General features: G+C 61.5%; 11 protein-coding genes and 1 tRNA gene. 6 read left to right on the top strand and 6 right to left on the bottom strand.

The genetic code is table 11. From position 1 onward, the window contains the following. The first annotated feature begins 11 nt into the window (after positions 1 to 11). The 3 genes from mfd (at position 12) to P775_RS14200 (ending at position 5881) form a co-directional block, all read left to right on the top strand. On the top strand, positions 12 to 3485 hold the full coding sequence (mfd, locus tag P775_RS14210; RefSeq protein ID WP_099911599.1) for a transcription-repair coupling factor: 3474 nt from the start codon (positions 12 to 14) through the stop codon (positions 3483 to 3485). 320 nt (positions 3486 to 3805) lie between these two features. Then, the gene (locus tag P775_RS14205; RefSeq protein WP_099911598.1) at positions 3806 to 5041 is read left to right on the top strand and encodes a glycerophosphodiester phosphodiesterase family protein; all 1236 of its coding nucleotides are present in this window, start codon (positions 3806 to 3808) and stop codon (positions 5039 to 5041) included. 153 nt (positions 5042 to 5194) lie between these two features. Beyond that, positions 5195 to 5881: a heme-dependent oxidative N-demethylase family protein gene (locus tag P775_RS14200; RefSeq protein WP_342749652.1), complete on the top strand. Its 687-nt coding sequence runs from the start codon at positions 5195 to 5197 to the stop codon at positions 5879 to 5881. Positions 5882 to 6003: 122 nt separating this feature from the next. Here P775_RS14200 and P775_RS14195 read toward each other — a convergent pair whose 3' ends face one another. From P775_RS14195 to P775_RS14185, 3 genes are all read right to left on the bottom strand, one after another. Then, positions 6004 to 6774, bottom strand: a complete 771-nt coding sequence (locus tag P775_RS14195) for a lytic murein transglycosylase (RefSeq protein ID WP_425439912.1) — start codon at positions 6772 to 6774, stop codon at positions 6004 to 6006. Between the two features lie 231 nt (positions 6775 to 7005). Beyond that, positions 7006 to 8412 carry a type I glutamate--ammonia ligase gene (gene glnA, locus P775_RS14190; protein WP_099911596.1) on the bottom strand — a complete coding sequence of 469 codons (1407 nt, stop codon included), beginning with the start codon at positions 8410 to 8412 and terminating at the stop codon, positions 7006 to 7008. Positions 8413 to 8452: 40 nt separating this feature from the next. Further along, positions 8453 to 8791 carry a P-II family nitrogen regulator gene (locus P775_RS14185; RefSeq protein WP_099911595.1) on the bottom strand — a complete coding sequence of 113 codons (339 nt, stop codon included), beginning with the start codon at positions 8789 to 8791 and terminating at the stop codon, positions 8453 to 8455. A 414-nt stretch (positions 8792 to 9205) separates the two neighbouring features. On the opposite strand from P775_RS14185, the gene P775_RS14180 reads away from it, so the two are divergent. The 3 genes from P775_RS14180 to P775_RS14170 all read left to right on the top strand — a co-directional run bounded on the left by P775_RS14180 (position 9206) and on the right by P775_RS14170 (position 11777). Then, the gene (locus P775_RS14180; protein WP_099911594.1) at positions 9206 to 10774 is read left to right on the top strand and encodes an NAD(P)H-hydrate dehydratase; all 1569 of its coding nucleotides are present in this window, start codon (positions 9206 to 9208) and stop codon (positions 10772 to 10774) included. 154 nt (positions 10775 to 10928) lie between these two features. Further along, positions 10929 to 11012 (top strand) — tRNA-Leu (locus tag P775_RS14175). A 333-nt stretch (positions 11013 to 11345) separates the two neighbouring features. Continuing rightward, entirely contained in the window at positions 11346 to 11777 is a 432-nt protein-coding gene (locus tag P775_RS14170) for a PACE efflux transporter (protein WP_099911593.1), read from the top strand. A gap of 322 nt (positions 11778 to 12099) precedes the next feature. Here the strand turns inward: P775_RS14170 and P775_RS14165 are convergent, their stop codons facing one another. The 3 genes from P775_RS14165 to P775_RS14155 are packed head-to-tail and all read right to left on the bottom strand — an operon-like array spanning position 12100 to position 15333. Then, a complete protein-coding gene (locus tag P775_RS14165; RefSeq protein WP_099911592.1) occupies positions 12100 to 13164 on the bottom strand; it encodes an HlyD family secretion protein in 1065 nt (354 codons plus the stop codon). Positions 13165 to 13177: 13 nt separating this feature from the next. Continuing rightward, the gene (locus P775_RS14160; protein WP_099911591.1) at positions 13178 to 14866 is read right to left on the bottom strand and encodes an MFS transporter; all 1689 of its coding nucleotides are present in this window, start codon (positions 14864 to 14866) and stop codon (positions 13178 to 13180) included. Next, positions 14863 to 15333 carry a MarR family winged helix-turn-helix transcriptional regulator gene (locus tag P775_RS14155; RefSeq protein ID WP_099911590.1) on the bottom strand — a complete coding sequence of 157 codons (471 nt, stop codon included), beginning with the start codon at positions 15331 to 15333 and terminating at the stop codon, positions 14863 to 14865. Before P775_RS14155 ends, P775_RS14160 begins: the two co-directional genes overlap by 4 nt. Between the last annotated feature and the right edge of the window lie 207 nt (positions 15334 to 15540).

Below are 15540 nucleotides of genomic sequence, written 5' to 3'. Positions count from 1 at the left end.
TTGATCGCCTTATGGCTCATCTCAAACCTCTCGTCCTTGGCGGCGCACCCGAAGGCTTTGACGCCCGTCTGATTCTGCAAGAGCTGTCCCGCGCGGGCGGCCCGGTTGTGCATATCGCACGCGACGACAAGCGGATGGCGCAGATGCGCGATGCGCTGGCCTTCTGGGCGCCGGAGATGCCGGTGATCAGCTTTCCGGGATGGGATTGCCTTCCCTATGACCGGGTGTCACCCAATGCGGATATTTCCGCGACGCGCATGGCGACGCTGGCGGGGCTGGTGCATGGGATGCCGGGGCAGTTTGTGCTACTCACCACGCTGAACGCGGCAAGCCAGCGTATTCCGGCGCGCGAGGTTCTGCGCGAGGCGGCCTTTACCGCCATGGTGGGCGAGCGTGTGGACGAAGCCGCCTTGCGCAATTTCCTTGTCCGCATGGGCTTTAGCCAAGCGCCGACGGTGCTGGAACCCGGCGACTATGCGGTGCGCGGCGGGATCATCGACATTTTTCCGCCGGGCGACGGTGGTCCGGTGCGGCTGGACCTGTTCGGTGATGTGCTGGACGGCGCGCGCCGGTTTGACCCGGCCACCCAGCGCACCACGGAAAAGATGGAGATTGTCGAGCTGGCCCCGGTGTCCGAGGTCATTCTGGACGAGGCGGCAATCACCCGGTTCCGCCAGAATTATCGCATCGAATTCGGCGCGGCGGGCACCGATGATCCGCTGTATGAAGCGGTGAGTGCCGGGCGCAAGCATCAGGGCATCGAACACTGGCTGGCGTTCTTTCACGAGCGGCTTGAGACTTTGTTCGATTATCTGCCCGACGCCCCGGTGCTGATGGATGATCAGGTGACCCCGACGCGGCTGGCGCGCTGGGACACGATTGCCGATCAGTACGAAACCCGTCGTCTGGCCATGCAGCAGAAGAACCGGATGGATTCGGTTTATAAACCTGCACCGCCCCACTTGCTGTATCTGGACGATACGGCCTGGGAGGCGGCGCTGGGGAAGCGGCGCGTGCTGCAGATGCATCCGCTGGCGCAGGCCAATGGCCCCGGTGTGGTGGATGGCGGCGGGCGTATCGGGCGCAGCTTTGCCCCAGAGCGGCAGCAGGAAAGCATCAGCCTGTTCGGCGCTTTGGTGGCGCATATCAAAGCCAAGCTGCAGGAGGGGCCGGTGCTGATCGCGTCCTATTCCGAAGGCGCGCGGGAACGTCTGACCGGGCTGATCGAGGATGAGGGACTGGCCGAGGCGATCCCGATCCCGAACGGTACACGGATCGGCAAGCGTGGGCTGCATCTGGCGGTCTGGGCGCTGGAGGCGGGGTTTGAGGCGCCCTATGGTGATAAATCGCATATCACGGTCATCTCGGAACAGGACGTGCTGGGTGACCGGCTGATCCGATCGCCCAAGAAACGCCGCAAGGCCGAGAATTTCCTGACCGAGACGCAAAGCCTGTCGCCCGGTGACCTTGTGGTGCATGTGGACCACGGCATCGGGCGCTATCAGGGGATGGAGGTCATTCAGGCGCTGGGGGCGGCACATGAGTGCCTGCTGCTGGAATATGCCGAAGGATCAAGGCTTTATCTGCCGGTCGAGAATATCGAGCTGCTGAGCCGCTATGGTCACGAGGAGGGCTTGCTTGACAAGCTGGGCGGCGGTGCGTGGCAGTCCAAGAAGGCCAAGCTCAAGGAACGCATCCGCGAGATGGCGGACAAGCTGATCCGGATTGCTGCCGAACGCGCGTTGCGCCGCGCGCCGATCATGGACCCGCCACCGGGTGCCTGGGAGTCCTTTGCCGCGCGATTCCCCTATACCGAGACGGATGATCAGCTGAGCGCCATCGAGGATGTGATGGCCGATATGCAGTCCGGCCAGCCCATGGACCGGCTGATCTGCGGCGATGTGGGTTTCGGCAAGACCGAGGTGGCGATGCGCGCGGCCTTTGTCGCCGCCATGTCGGGTGTGCAGGTCGCGGTGATTGCGCCGACGACGCTGCTGGCGCGGCAGCATTACAAGAGCTTTGCCGAGAGGTTCCGGGGCTTTCCGCTGGAGGTGCGGCCGCTATCGCGGTTCGTCTCCGCCAAAGATGCGGCGGAGACGCGGGAGGGCATGGCCAAGGGCACGGTCGATATTGTTGTCGGCACTCATGCGCTGCTGGCAAAAGGCGTGCGGTTCCAGAACCTTGGCCTGCTGATCATCGACGAAGAGCAGCATTTTGGGGTGGGACACAAGGAACGGCTGAAGGCGCTGCGCACGGATATCCATGTGCTGACCCTGACGGCGACGCCGATCCCGCGCACCTTGCAGTTGAGCCTGACCGGGGTGCGCGATCTGTCGATCATCGGAACACCGCCGGTCGACCGTCTGGCGATCCGCACCTATGTGAGCGAGTTCGACACCGTGACCATCCGCGAGGCGCTGCTGCGAGAACGCTATCGTGGCGGGCAGTCGTTCTATGTGGTGCCCCGGATTGCGGACCTGCCCGAGATCGAGGCGTTCCTGAAGGAACAGCTACCCGAACTGTCCTATGTCATTGCCCATGGCCAGATGGCGGCGGGTGAGCTGGATGACCGGATGAACGCGTTTTATGACGGCAAGTTCGATGTGCTGCTGGCGACAACCATCGTGGAATCGGGGCTGGATATTCCGACCGCGAACACAATGGTCATTCACCGTGCGGATATGTTCGGCCTGTCGCAACTCTATCAGATCCGCGGGCGTGTGGGGCGGTCCAAAACCCGCGCCTATGCGTATCTCACCACCAAGCCGCGTGCCAAGCTGACCGCCACAGCGCAAAAGCGTCTGCGGGTGCTGGGCTCGCTCGATACCCTGGGGGCCGGCTTTACGCTGGCGTCGCAGGATCTGGACATTCGCGGGGCGGGCAACCTGCTGGGCGAGGAACAGTCGGGCCAGATGCGCGATGTGGGCTATGAGTTGTACCAGTCGATGCTGGAAGAGGCGATTGCCAAGATCCGGTCGGGTGAGATGGAAGGGCTGAGCGAGGAAGACGGCCAGTGGGCGCCCAACATCAACCTTGGCGTGCCGGTGCTGATCCCCGAGGAATATGTGCCGGATCTGGATGTGCGGCTGGGTCTGTATCGCCGCCTGTCGGCCCTGACCACCAAGGTCGAGCTGGAGGGCTTTGCCGCCGAGCTGATCGACCGTTTCGGCAAGCTGCCGCGCGAGGTGAACACCCTGTTGCTGGTGGTGCGGATCAAGGCGATGTGCAAACGCGCCGGGATTGCCAAACTGGACGCCGGGCCAAAAGGCGCGACGGTGCAGTTTCACAATGACAAGTTCGCCTCTCCGCAGGGGTTGGTGGAGTTCATTCAGGGCGAAAATGGTCTGGCCAAGGTCAAGGACAACAAGATCGTCGTGCGCCGGGACTGGAGCCGCGACAAGGACAAGATTCAGGGCGCGTTCGCGATTGCCAAGGATCTTGCCGACAAGCTTGTTCAGGAAAAGAAACGGCGCGCCCTGGAGTGAGGGTGGTTGCGTGGCCTATAGTGTCCCGCCTTTAAGCTGAAACACACTCATCGTTTTTTGGGTTGGAGGCGCAGCCGACAGGCAGCGAACACGTGAGGCACGTGAAAGGCGGGACGTCTTGAGTGTTGCGGTGGATCGAAAGGGAGGATGGGGGCGCTGCCCCCGTCGCCCGTTTGGGCGACTCCCCCGGGATATTTAGGGGCAGATGAAACCGGGCGGCTGATCCGGGGATCTGTGTCAGGGAAGTGTCGCGGGACTGTCATCATTGCGTGTGATGCGGCAGTGTAGCCCCCGCAGAGAGCTAACTTTGGGAGAAGACCATGCGCAGATTGAGCGTTCTCGGATGTGGGGCGCTGCTGGCGTTCTCGGCGGCGTTGCCCGCAAAGGCGCAGGATGTGGGGCTGAGCTATGGGGTGCGGCCGTTTTACCTGATTGACAAGCTGGAGGAGGGCGCGCTGAAGGACAAGCTGATGTCCTGCCGTGGCCAGACGCCCGAGCGCAGCGACTTTTCCATCGGTCACCGGGGCGCGCCGCTGATGTTCCCCGAGCATACCGCCGAGTCCTATACCGCAGCAGCGCATATGGGGGCGGGCATCGTGGAATGCGATGTGACCTTTACCAAGGACAAGGAGCTGGTTTGCCGTCACGCCCAGAACGATCTGGCGACGACCACCAATATTCTGGTCAGCGATCTGGCCGGAACCTGCGTGACGCCTTTTACACCGGCAAATGGCGATGCGGCTGCCACGGCGGAGTGCCGCACCTCTGAGCTGACGCTTGCAGAGTTCAAATCCCTGACGCCCAAGATGGATTCGTCCGACAAGACGGCAACGAGTGCCGAGGCATTTCAGGGGGGCAATGCGGATTTTCGCACCACGCTCTATGCCGAGCAGCCTGCGCATCTGATGACACTGGCGGAGTCGATCACGCTGATCGGGGACATGGGCGGAAAATTCACGCCCGAGTTGAAGAATGCCTCTGTCGAGATGCCGTTCGAAGGTTTCACGCAGGAGATGTATGCGCAGAAGTTGGTCGACAGTTTTGAGGCTGCCGGTGTGCCCGCGGCGGACGTGTGGATGCAGTCCTTTGATCTGTCCGACATCACATACTGGATTGCGCATGCGCCGGACTTTGGCGAGCAGTCGGTGTATCTGGATGACCGTTATGAAGCCTCGGACGAGGATGAGGGCCCGATTGATCCGATGGATCCCGCGACCTTCAAGCCGACGATGCAGGAACTGGCGGATATGGGCGTGAACTACCTTGCGCCGCCGCTCTGGATGATGCTGACGGTGAAGGATGGCAAGATGGTTGCGTCGCCCTATGCGGATGCCGCGAACGAGGCGGGGCTGAAGCTGATCGCCTGGTCGCTGGAACGGTCCGGTCCGCTGAACAACGGGGGCGGGTGGTATTTCCAGACGGTCAATGAGCTGGTCGACAGTGATGGCGATTATTTCACCGTGCTGGACGCGCTGCACACCGAGGCCAAGGTGGCGGGCGTGTTCAGTGACTGGCCGGCAACCGTGACCTATTACGCGAACTGCATGGGTCTGTGACCTGATCTGCCCGTGTGAGGGCAATCGTCTTGTGCGGTGTGTGAAACTGAAGGCGCGGCTCTTTCCGGGGGGCGCGCCTTTGGCTATTTTGAACACATGATTCTGCAATCCCAACTGCCTTATGATGCCCGCCAGGAGCGGGCCTTGCCCGGGGTGCGCCCGCTGGAGGGTGACTGGTTGTTGGTTGATGATGCTTATGCCGCGCAGATGGCGGAACGCGCGCGGCTGATCGAAAAGGATGCGGCGGCGGTGCATGCGCTGGACGAAAGCGCGCGGGCGGCGGCGGAAGAATTGCTGGACACGGTGCTGGCGGCGCTGCCCGAGGGGTTCGTGCAGGATGGCGGGGAAGTGACGCGGCCAGATGGGGTGCGGGTGGCGCTGGACCATTCAAATCCGCTGATCACGCTGGGGCATCTGGTGCAGGAGGATCTGTGTCTGATGCTACCGCGCGACGATGTCCATGTGCTGGCCGGGGCGATCTTGTGTTTTCCGTCGGGCTGGCGGCTGGCGGAAAAGTTCAATCATCCGATGGTGGCGATCCATGATCCAGTGCCGTCTTATGATGCGGATATCGCCAAACGGGTGCAGCGGCTGTTTCACGGATTGCAGGTGGGGCGGCCGATCTGGCGGTTCAACCGGCTTTGGGACAGTGATCCGACGCTGCACAAACCCGGGCCGCGCGTCCCGCGCCCGAGCAATGCGGCAGAGGTGGCGCCCTATTTCCGCTCTGAACGGCAATGCCTGCTGCGGCTGCCGGTCAGCCGGGCAGTGGTGTTTTCGATCCATACCTATGTTGTGCTGCGATCAGTGGTGAGTGAAGGCGACAGGGTTTCGGCGTAGAGCCATATTCGGCCTTTGGCCGATGGCGAAAAGTCATGCGCTTGGGTCAGGCTGAGCCAGAATTTGGATCGTTCCAGGTTGCGGTTCCGGCGCTATTTTGGGGCGCCGGAACCTATATAGCTTTAGCCGTCGATGCGCGAGGCCATCACTGCGATTGCCTTTTGATAGACGCCGGCTGCGTTCCATTGCTGGATCACCTGAAAGTTCGGCTGCCCTTCGAGATAGCCGGCACCGGGGCGCCAGCCCTTTTGCCGCAGATAATTGGCGGTCGAGGCAAGTGCGTCTGTTTCGTTATAGAAATCCACCGTGCCGTCGCCATTGCCGTCGACACCAAAGGAAAGCGCATTGCCGGGCAGGAACTGGGTGTGCCCGAGTTCGCCATGTTTCGCGCCGCGCGTTGCGGGGGTGATCGAGCCGCGATCCACCAGTTTCAGCGCGCCGATGGCATGGGGCACAAAGAAATCCGTGCGGCGGCAGTCATAGGCCAGTGTGCTGATGGCGGAGACCACTGGGCTGTCGCCCATGAAGCCACCAAATCCGGTCTCCATCCCATGAATGGCGAGCAGGATGCCTGCGGGAACACCGAAACGCTGTTCCAGTGAGGTGTAGAACGCCGGATTGCGCGCCTTGCGCTTGCGTCCTTGGGCGACAATCGTGTCGGCCCCGCGCACCTGCATGAACTTGTCGAAGGAATATTTGAAGCTTTTCTGATTGCGGTCGGCATTGATCGTGCCTTGGGCATAGCTCGCGTCGGCCAAGGCCTGCAATCCGCGCGGGCCGACACCTGCGGCCTGTGCTTCGCGGGCGAACGATGTCTTCCAGGCGGCAAATCCCGCGGCGGCGTTTCCGCATTGTGCGGCCAGGACCGGGGTCGCGAGCAGCGGCACGGCCATGCAGGTGGCAAAGAGGATCGAGAGTATAGGGCGCATCTGTGTCTCCTGACTGCGGGCAGGGCAGACGGTAGCGGGATATGCCCGCGCCGAAAAGGTTGCAACCGTGCGCATTTGATCCAATTCGGGGTCGTTCCCGTCACCTCTGCGTGATTTCTTGCGTGCCGCAGGGCGGGACAGACAAAAAAGGCGCCCCCGAAGGGACGCCCAAGCTGTGCCGTGTTCCCAGAGGGATCAGCAGCTGTAGTACATGCCGAATTCCACCGGGTGGGGTGTGTGCTCGTACTTGTGCAGTTCTTCGGTCTTGAGTTCGATGTAACCTTCGATCTGGCTTTTGGTGAACACGTCGCCTGCGAGCAGGTAGTCGTGATCAGCCTGCAGCTCATCCAGGGCTTCGCGCAGCGAACCGCAGACCGTGGGGATGCCGGCCAGTTCTTCGGGCGGCAGGTCATAGAGGTTCTTGTCCATGGCTTCGCCCGGATCGATCTTGTTCTTGATGCCGTCAAGGCCGGCCATCAGGAGTGCCGAGAAGCACAGATACGGGTTTGCCGAGGGATCGGGGAAGCGTGCTTCGACGCGCTTTGCCTTGGGCGAGTCGGTCCACGGGATGCGGACGCAACCCGAGCGGTTGCGGGCGGAATAAGCGCGCAGAACGGGGGCTTCGAAACCGGGGATCAGGCGCTTGTAGCTGTTGGTGCCGGGGTTGGTGAAGGCGTTCAGCGATTTTGCGTGGAACAGAATGCCGCCGATGTACCACAGGGCTTCCTGCGACAGGTCTGCATATTTGTCACCTGCGAAGAGTGGCTTGCCGTCCTTCCAGATCGACATGTTGCAGTGCATGCCCGAGCCGTTGTCGCCATAGATCGGTTTCGGCATGAAGGTTGCCGATTTACCGTAGGCTTGCGCGACGTTGTGGATCACGTACTTGTATTTCTGGATTTCATCCGCCTGGGTGGTCAGCGTGCCGAAGATCAGGCCAAGTTCGTGCTGGCAGGAGGCCACTTCGTGGTGGTGCTTGTCGACCTTCATGCCCATGCGTTTCATGGTCGAGAGCATTTCGCCGCGGATGTCCTGCGCGTCATCAATCGGGTTGACCGGGAAATAGCCGCCCTTGAGACCGGGACGGTGGCCGGTGTTGCCCATTTCGTAGGATGTGTCGGTGTTCCAGGATGCGTCAAGTGCGTCCACTTCGTAGGACACCTTGTTGATTGTGTTGGAATAACGCACGTCGTCGAACAGGAAGAACTCGGCCTCGGGGCCCCAGTAGGAGACGTCACCAATGCCAGTCGACTTCAGGTAAGCCTCGGCCTTGATCGCGGTGCCGCGCGGGTCGCGGTCGTATTTTTCCAGCGTGTCGGGTTCAACCACGGTGCAATGAATGCACATGGTCTTTTCCGCATAGAAGGGGTCGATATAGACGCTTTCGGTGTCCGGAATCAGCTTCATGTCGGAGGCTTCGATCGATTTCCAGCCCGCGATCGACGAGCCGTCGAACATGAAGCCTTCTTCGAGGAAATCTGCGTCGACCTGATCTTCGCACAGGGTCACGTGCTGAAGTTTGCCGCGCGGGTCGGTGAAGCGGATGTCGACATAGGCGACTTCCTCGTCCTTCATAAGCTTGAGAACTGCTTCTATGCTCATTCCCTGGGTCCCTTTCTGTCTTGGTAAAGTCTGGTGTTGTTTACAGCGCGTCCGAACCGGATTCGCCGGTACGGATGCGGATCGCCTGTTCGACGGTTGTGACAAAGATCTTGCCGTCGCCGATCTTGTCGGTCTTCGCCGCTGCGATGATCGCCTCTATGGCGCCATCGACCTGATCATCATCAAGAACAACCTCGATTTTGACCTTGGGCAGGAAGTCCACGACATATTCGGCGCCGCGATAAAGTTCGGTATGGCCCTTCTGACGGCCGAAACCCTTGACCTCGATCACGCTCAGCCCCTGGATGCCCGCTTCTTGCAGGGCTTCCTTGACCTCGTCCAGCTTGAAAGGCTTAATGATCGCTTCGATCTTTTTCATCGCCCGTCTCCTCGCAAATCCGTTGGATGACGCTCAGACCACCTTGGGTCTTCTGTCACAACCGGATTGATCGTGCTTGCGCGGGTGAGCGCAATGCAATTCGAGTTAAAAGATGAAATTTTACGCGACATGTTCAAAAATAGGTCGTTTTGAAATCGCTGTTTGCGCGCATCACTCTGTGCCCGCAGGGCGGTGTTTTGCAACGAATTTGTCAATGAGGGGGGGTCTGTGACCTCCTGCAGCAGGCGGCGGTGATTGCTGAGTCCTTGTGCAGGCAGGATCGGCAGTGCGGGACGGGGAATGTCGCCGCAAGTGTCTCTGAATTTCTGCCCGGCAGGTGGTCATCTGCCCTGCACGCAGATAGCGTTGGGGCAGGGCGCGGGGATGGGTCTGCGACGCAAAAGGAGGGCCGGGATGAATATGCTACTGACATCTGCGCAGATGCGCGCGCTGGAGCGGGATGCGATTGATCGCGGCACGGTGAGTGGTGTTGCGCTGATGGAGCGCGCCGGGCGTGGCGTTGTCGACGCGGTTCTGGCGGAATGGCCGGACTTCGGGGCAGAGGGTCAGCGTGCCCTTGTGCTGTGCGGGCCGGGCAACAATGGCGGAGATGGGTTTGTCATCGCGCGACTGTTGCAGGCGCGGGGCTGGGCGGTGCATGTCTGGCTGTTTGGCGATGCGGGTAGGTTGCCCGGGGATGCGCGGCGCAATCACGACCTCTGGGCCTCTCTTGGGCCCGTCAAGCCGTGGGACGCTGAGGCAATCCTGTCCGGCTCGCAGCCCGATCTGATCGTTGATGCGGTGTTCGGTATCGGGCTGACACGTCCCTTGCCCGGCGTCGTCGCGCAGGTGCTCTGCGCGGAGCGTTGGCAGCAAGAGGGGGCGGTGCGCCGGGTGGCGGTGGATTGTCCGTCTGGACTGAACCTTGACACCGGCACTGTGCCGCAAATGGCGGGTGAGGAGGCCGAGAGCCGCGCAGATCTGACTGTGACCTTTCACAGGGCCAAGCCCGGGCATTATCTGGGACGTGGGCCGGATCTGTGCGGGGCGCTGCGGGTGGCTGACATCGGCCTGCCCGTGCCTTTGGGGGCTGTGCGTGATCCCGAGGTTGTCCGGCTGGTTGACCGCCCAGACCCGAGGTCGGACTGGCCGCTGGGCCTGATCAGCAAGGCGCGGGGCGGTGGACACAAGTTCAACCATGGACATGTCATGGTCTTTGCCGGCGGTGTTGGACGCGGCGGTGCCGGCCGGCTTGCAGCGCGCGCCGCATTGCGGGCCGGAGCGGGGCTGGTCACGCTGCTTTGCCCGCCTGCCGCGCTGCAGGAAAACGCCTGTCAGCTGAATGCAATCATGCTGCAGGCGATCCGCGGACCCGAGGAACTGGGCGAGCGTGCGGACACGCGTGTGAGCGGCTTTTGCCTTGGCCCCGGAATGGGCGTGTCTGTGCGCACCCGGGATATGGTTCTGGCCGTGCTGGCGCGGCGCGATACGATCACGGTGCTGGACGCTGATGCGCTGAGCAGTTTCGCCGATGCGCCCGAGGCGCTGTTTGCTGCCTGCCATCCGAGGGTTGTGCTGACCCCGCATGAGGGCGAATTTGCCCGGTTGTTTCCGGATCTGGGGGCGGCGGTGCGGATGGAACGTTCCAAGGTCGAAGTGGTGCGGCAGGCAGCGGAGCGGGCAGGCTGTATTATGCTGCTGAAGGGGGCGGATACGGTGATTGCAGCACCCGACGGGGCGGCGTCACTTCATGCCGCAGCCTATGGGCGCTCTGCGCCCTGGCTTGCCACGGCGGGCGCGGGTGATGTGCTGGCGGGCCTGATTGCCGGGCTTGCCGCGCCACAGGGCGCTGGGGCGCTGATGGAGATGGTGGAGGCTGCCGCCTGGCTGCATGTGGAATGCGCCCGCCGCTTTGGCCCAGGTCTGATCGCCGAGGATCTGCCGGATATTCTGCCAAGGGTGCTGCAAGAACTGCAGGGCTGAGTATACCTATGACAAGCACTGTTGCGGCGCCGAAGATGCCCTGCACAGATCACGCAGCGTCGCTATGGGGTGGGGGGCGCGAAATTCCTCTCGCATCCGGTTTCAAGCTTTGCTAGAGAACGTCGGACGCGGGTCGAGAGGCCCTGTGTTGCGTGCGGGTGTGGCGGAATTGGTAGACGCACCAGATTTAGGTTCTGGCGCCTATGGCGTGGGGGTTCGAGTCCCTTCACCCGCACCACTTTGAAATCATTGCGAAGAATAGAATTTCTGGGCCATCATGAACGCGGCGTGAGAAACGGTTTGCAGTTTGTGATTTCGCTTCCGGTTGCGCGCCTCTTGAGCGTGCCCACGTGCGTTAATTCTGAAATATTTACAGAGCCTTATACAAGGCATGGATGAGGCGCAGCTTTTGATGCAGGAAGTCTTGCGCCGAGCCGCCTTGTCCTTTCGTCGTGGTGTCATCTCGTAAACCTTGAAGACCCGTTGCGTGCATGGCATGTAGAACGGAATGAGGACGACCTCTCCTGATGGACAGTTGCCGGGACGACCCGGCGCCTAATTTGAGGTTGCCATGCGCTCCTTTCCTGATCGTGTTCGCCACGCCCTGAGCTTTGAAATCATCGCTCTTTTCCTAATCATTCCAATGGGGGCCGTGGTTTTCCAAATGCCGTTGCACGATATTGGTGTTGTCGGCGTGGTCAGTTCCACGCTCGCCACGGTGTGGAACCTTATTTACAATTACTTCTTTGATCTGGGCTTGCAGCGCTATACGGGCACCACGGAAAAAACCGGCCTTGCGCGGATGCTGCATGCCGTTCTGTTCGAACTTACCCTGCTGATGGTGCTGATGCCTTTCATCGCCTGGTATCTTGGCGTCTCGCTCTGGCAGGCCTTCGTGATGGATGTGTCATTTTCCCTGTTCTACATGGTCTATGCTTTTGGGTTTAACTGGGCCTACGACAAACTCTTTCCGTTGCCGCAGTGGAAAACGCATGTTCTCTGAATGGGTATTTGCACTCCAGCACGGCCGCGTTGATGGATGATAAGATGTGTGATCCTTGTGAGCGGCTGCAGCTTGGCGAAGAGGTCCAGTTGGAGCTGACACAAGATGGCCATATCCACGCCCTCAGTGTTTCTGGCAAATTGGTTCTTGTGTAGTGATGAGTCGGCCAGTCGCGTTTCCTGACCTCTGGCAATTTTTTACGTGGCGGCCAGTTTCGTTCCTGACCGCCACGCAGATCAGCTTATCCCCCATTTCCGTATCGGTGATATCTACGTTGTTGCCCCGCAGGCTGCGGGATGAGGGGGGCGCAGGGCTGCGCCCATCAATTGGCCTGCTCGTTTGCGGCATAGGCATTGGCGGGCTGGCGCGTGTCGACGCGGGCCACCACCGACATGCCAGGGGCGAGAGCTGCGCTGCCTGTCTGGCCGGGTGTCAACGCGATCCGGACCGGCAGGCGCTGTGCGATCTTGGTGAAATTGCCGGCCGCCGCAGCCGAGCCGAGGACCGAAAATTCCGATGTGGTGGCTGGTGAAAAACCCATGACCGTTCCCGTAAAAACCGCACCCTGCAACGCATCGACGGCAAAGGAGGCTGTCTGTCCGACGCTCATGCCCGACATCTGTGTTTCCTTGAAGTTGGCGATGACCCAGACGTTGGATTCCACCAAGGCGGCAAGGCTGGTGCCCGCCGTCGCATATTGCCCGATGCGCCCGCCGACTTGTCCGACACGCCCGGATTCCGGAGCGCGAATGGTGGCATAATCAAGGTCGATCTGGGCCAGTTCCAGCGCGGCCTGAGCGCTTGCGACCTGCGCCTGAAGGCCGGTGCGGGCGACGACCACCGATTTCACCTTCTGCTCGGCCACCTGGATCTGGGCTTCGGCCTGACTGACCACGGCGCGGGCCTGATCAAGGGTCAGCCGACTTTGATCTGCATCGGCCTGAGAGATGACGCCACGGCCCTTGAGGGCCTGTTCGCGGTCCCAGCCCGATTGTGCCGCGGCAAGGCCTGCCTTGGCCGAGGCAAGACCGGCTTTGGCTGCGGCAACCCCGGATTCCGCGGTGGCCTGATCCTGCTGGGAATTTGCAAGGTCGGCCTGTGCAGCGTCCAGCGCGCTTTGCGCCTGGGCGACGCGCTGGGACAATTGGCGGTCGTCGATGCGGAACAGCACCTGCCCGGCCTCGACCTGTTCGAAATCCTGCACGGTAACGGCGATGATCCGGCCCGAGACCAGCGGTGCGATCTGCACCACCTTGCCGCGGACATAGGCGTTTTCGGTTGTCATGACGCTGGCCGTGAAGGGCGGCAAGTGCCAGACATAGAGGACAAGACCGACACCCGCGATGCCGATCGCGAGGCTGAGAACAACTGAGACGAGTTTTTTCATAGTATCACCAATGTCATCCCGCGACCGGCGCGGAGCTTTTGTTGCGGGCGGAGGCGACCGCCATGTAAATCAGGTGCAGCGTCAGCGCGGCGGCCATCAGGGCCGCAATGCCGGCGATCACCGCAAAGACGTCATCATAGGCCATCACATAGGCCTGAACCGCGATCTGCTGGCTGATCTGGGACAGCGCCTCTGCGGCACGCAGCGACGGGTCAGGTTCGATCACAGCCATATAGGCGGTGCCCCTGCCGATCAGATCCGCAACCTGAGGCGAGGTGATTGTCAGCCCGTCTGTCAGATAGCCAAGGTGGATCTTCTGGCGGATGCTGACGACGGTGTTGAACAGCGCACCGCCCATCAACCCTCCCAGCGATTGAGTGGTGAGGAAGATCATGATGAAGGAGAGCAGATAGTTCGGCCCCTTTTTCAGAGCGCTGGTCAGACCCGCCAGCAGCGCCGGGGGCAGGAACAGCCCACTGGCAAAGGAGATCAGGCTCTGGCTCAGGAACATCTGTTCCGGGCGGGTCAGGATCGAACTCTGACTGTCCATCCATGCGCCCATGCCGATGAGGACCAGCGCAAAAAGATGGATAGGTCCTTCGCGGTCGGGTTTGATGATAAAAGCGCAGACGGCGCCACCCAGCACGCTGGAGAGCAGCATCAGCCCATAGAGCGGCGCGACCTGAGAGGTGGCCAGCCCCATCTTCTGAAACAGGCCCGCGCCGCCCAGTGATTGTTCCGACAGGATGAGCCGGAACAGCAGCAGCACCCCGGTGAAGTGCAGCACCGGGGGGGAGGTGATCCAGCGCAGATCCAGCAGCGGGGAGTCGCGGTTCAGCTCGATCGCAACCATGATCGCGAGGCAGCCGATCGAGGCCGCAAGCGTCCAGCCGAGCCAGTCATGTTCCAGCCACCAGTAGCCGACGCCCGAGACCGACACCACTGCAATGCCGCCGAAGCCGATGGCAAGCATGCTGTAGCTGACCACATCGACCCAGGAGATAACCTTGACCCGGGGTTGCGAGGTCAGCGGGAACCGCATGACAAGGGCCACGCAGATCAGCGCCAGACCCAGCGACAGAACGGCAAAGGCATGGTCGACGCCGATGTCGGACAGGAGCGGTCCAATCAGGCGTCCAAGAGTGGTACCCGACATCATCACAGTCAGCACGAGGCAAAGGCCGACGTTCATCTTGTATTTCGGTGCCAGCCCTTCAAGCACATAGAGAAAGCCGAGTGAGGTGAGAGGCGCAGATGCGACGCCGGCGAGAAACTGCACCAGCAGGGCAGACCGCAGATCCTGGGTCGCAAGCCCGATCAGGCTGGCAAGTGCAAAGATCGCAACGCTGCATTCGGCAAAAGGGCGCAGGCCGAACTGGGTGCGCAGCTTGATCAGGAACAGCGAAAGAGAGGCGCGTGGCGCATAAAAGGCCGCGACCAGCAGAGAGGCGTGCAGCTGCGTGGCGCCGATCTCCCCGGCCACAAATTGCAGGTTGCCGATGATCACGCCCGAGGCCAGTGCCTGGGTCAGACCGATCAGCACGCCCGCAGCGACATAGCCCGCCGCCCGCGGAACCGAATGCGGAAAGGGCGGCGGCGCCGGTGGGGCCTGTTCGGCCTTTGCAGCGGGTTCTGCCGCCTCAGCTGACGGTGTGGGCGTGCTGTCTTCGACCCGCCCAGAGGATGTGGCGCGGGGCGTCATTTCGTCATCCGATCCGACACCGCATTCATGACGTTTATGGCACGGGTCAACTCTTCGGGGGCAAAGCCCTTCAGGACCTCGCTGGCGATGCGATCCGCAAAGTTGAGCAGATCGCCGACCTCGCTCTGTGATTTTTCTGTCAGGAAGATCCCGTTTGCCCGCTTGTCGCCGTCAGCTGCGCAGCGATAGACATATCCCTGTTCCTCCAATCCATCGACAAGCCGCTTCAGCGATGGCGCCTCGACCTCCATCTCGCGGGCAAGGCTGGCCTGCGTGCGCCCGGGACAGCGGGACACCAGCGCCAACAGCTTTGCGCGGGAGAAGCTCAGCCCCTTTGCCTTCGCTTCGGCATCAAAGCGGCTGTAAACCGTCTTGTGAAGCCGTCCCGCCGCCGCAACGAATTCCCGCGCAAGATGTGAATCGGGCTGGAGCGGATCAGTTGAGGAGTCATTGGCATCCTGCGGCATTTCATTAGTCCGGTAATTATTACCCCCCTAATGTAATTGCTCTGCGCAATTTGAAAGGGGCGGCTGCGGATTATTTTGGCATGGCTGTTCTGCGTCCGGCGCAACGCAGGGGGTATTCCGTTGCAGGCTGCGGGCAGCCCACTCTCTGTCGCAAAGGGCGCAAAAGTCCTCATGTCACGAGACCGGGGCGTGGCCTAAGCGAGAGTG

The sequence above is a fragment of the Puniceibacterium antarcticum genome (assembly GCF_002760615.1).
GTDB lineage: Bacteria > Pseudomonadota > Alphaproteobacteria > Rhodobacterales > Rhodobacteraceae > Puniceibacterium > Puniceibacterium antarcticum.
The sequence above is the reverse complement of the archived record's forward strand: the minus strand, read 5'-3'. Positions and strand labels throughout refer to the sequence as shown.

Excerpts from the sequence above, each read along its gene's own strand:
- P775_RS14195 (WP_425439912.1), bottom strand. The coding sequence starts at position 6,774 with ATGGCCGTGCCGCTGCTCGCGACCCCGGTCCTGGCCGCACAATGCGGA.
- glnA (WP_099911596.1), bottom strand. The coding sequence starts at position 8,412 with ATGAGCATAGAAGCAGTTCTCAAGCTTATGAAGGACGAGGAAGTCGCC.
- P775_RS14180 (WP_099911594.1), top strand. The coding sequence starts at position 9,206 with ATGAATATGCTACTGACATCTGCGCAGATGCGCGCGCTGGAGCGGGAT.
- P775_RS14160 (WP_099911591.1), bottom strand. The coding sequence starts at position 14,866 with ATGACGCCCCGCGCCACATCCTCTGGGCGGGTCGAAGACAGCACGCCC.
- mfd (WP_099911599.1), top strand. The coding sequence starts at position 12 with ATGGCTCATCTCAAACCTCTCGTCCTTGGCGGCGCACCCGAAGGCTTT.
- P775_RS14155 (WP_099911590.1), bottom strand. The coding sequence starts at position 15,333 with ATGCCGCAGGATGCCAATGACTCCTCAACTGATCCGCTCCAGCCCGAT.
- P775_RS14185 (WP_099911595.1), bottom strand. The coding sequence starts at position 8,791 with ATGAAAAAGATCGAAGCGATCATTAAGCCTTTCAAGCTGGACGAGGTC.
- P775_RS14205 (WP_099911598.1), top strand. The coding sequence starts at position 3,806 with ATGCGCAGATTGAGCGTTCTCGGATGTGGGGCGCTGCTGGCGTTCTCG.
- P775_RS14170 (WP_099911593.1), top strand. The coding sequence starts at position 11,346 with ATGCGCTCCTTTCCTGATCGTGTTCGCCACGCCCTGAGCTTTGAAATC.
- P775_RS14165 (WP_099911592.1), bottom strand. The coding sequence starts at position 13,164 with ATGAAAAAACTCGTCTCAGTTGTTCTCAGCCTCGCGATCGGCATCGCG.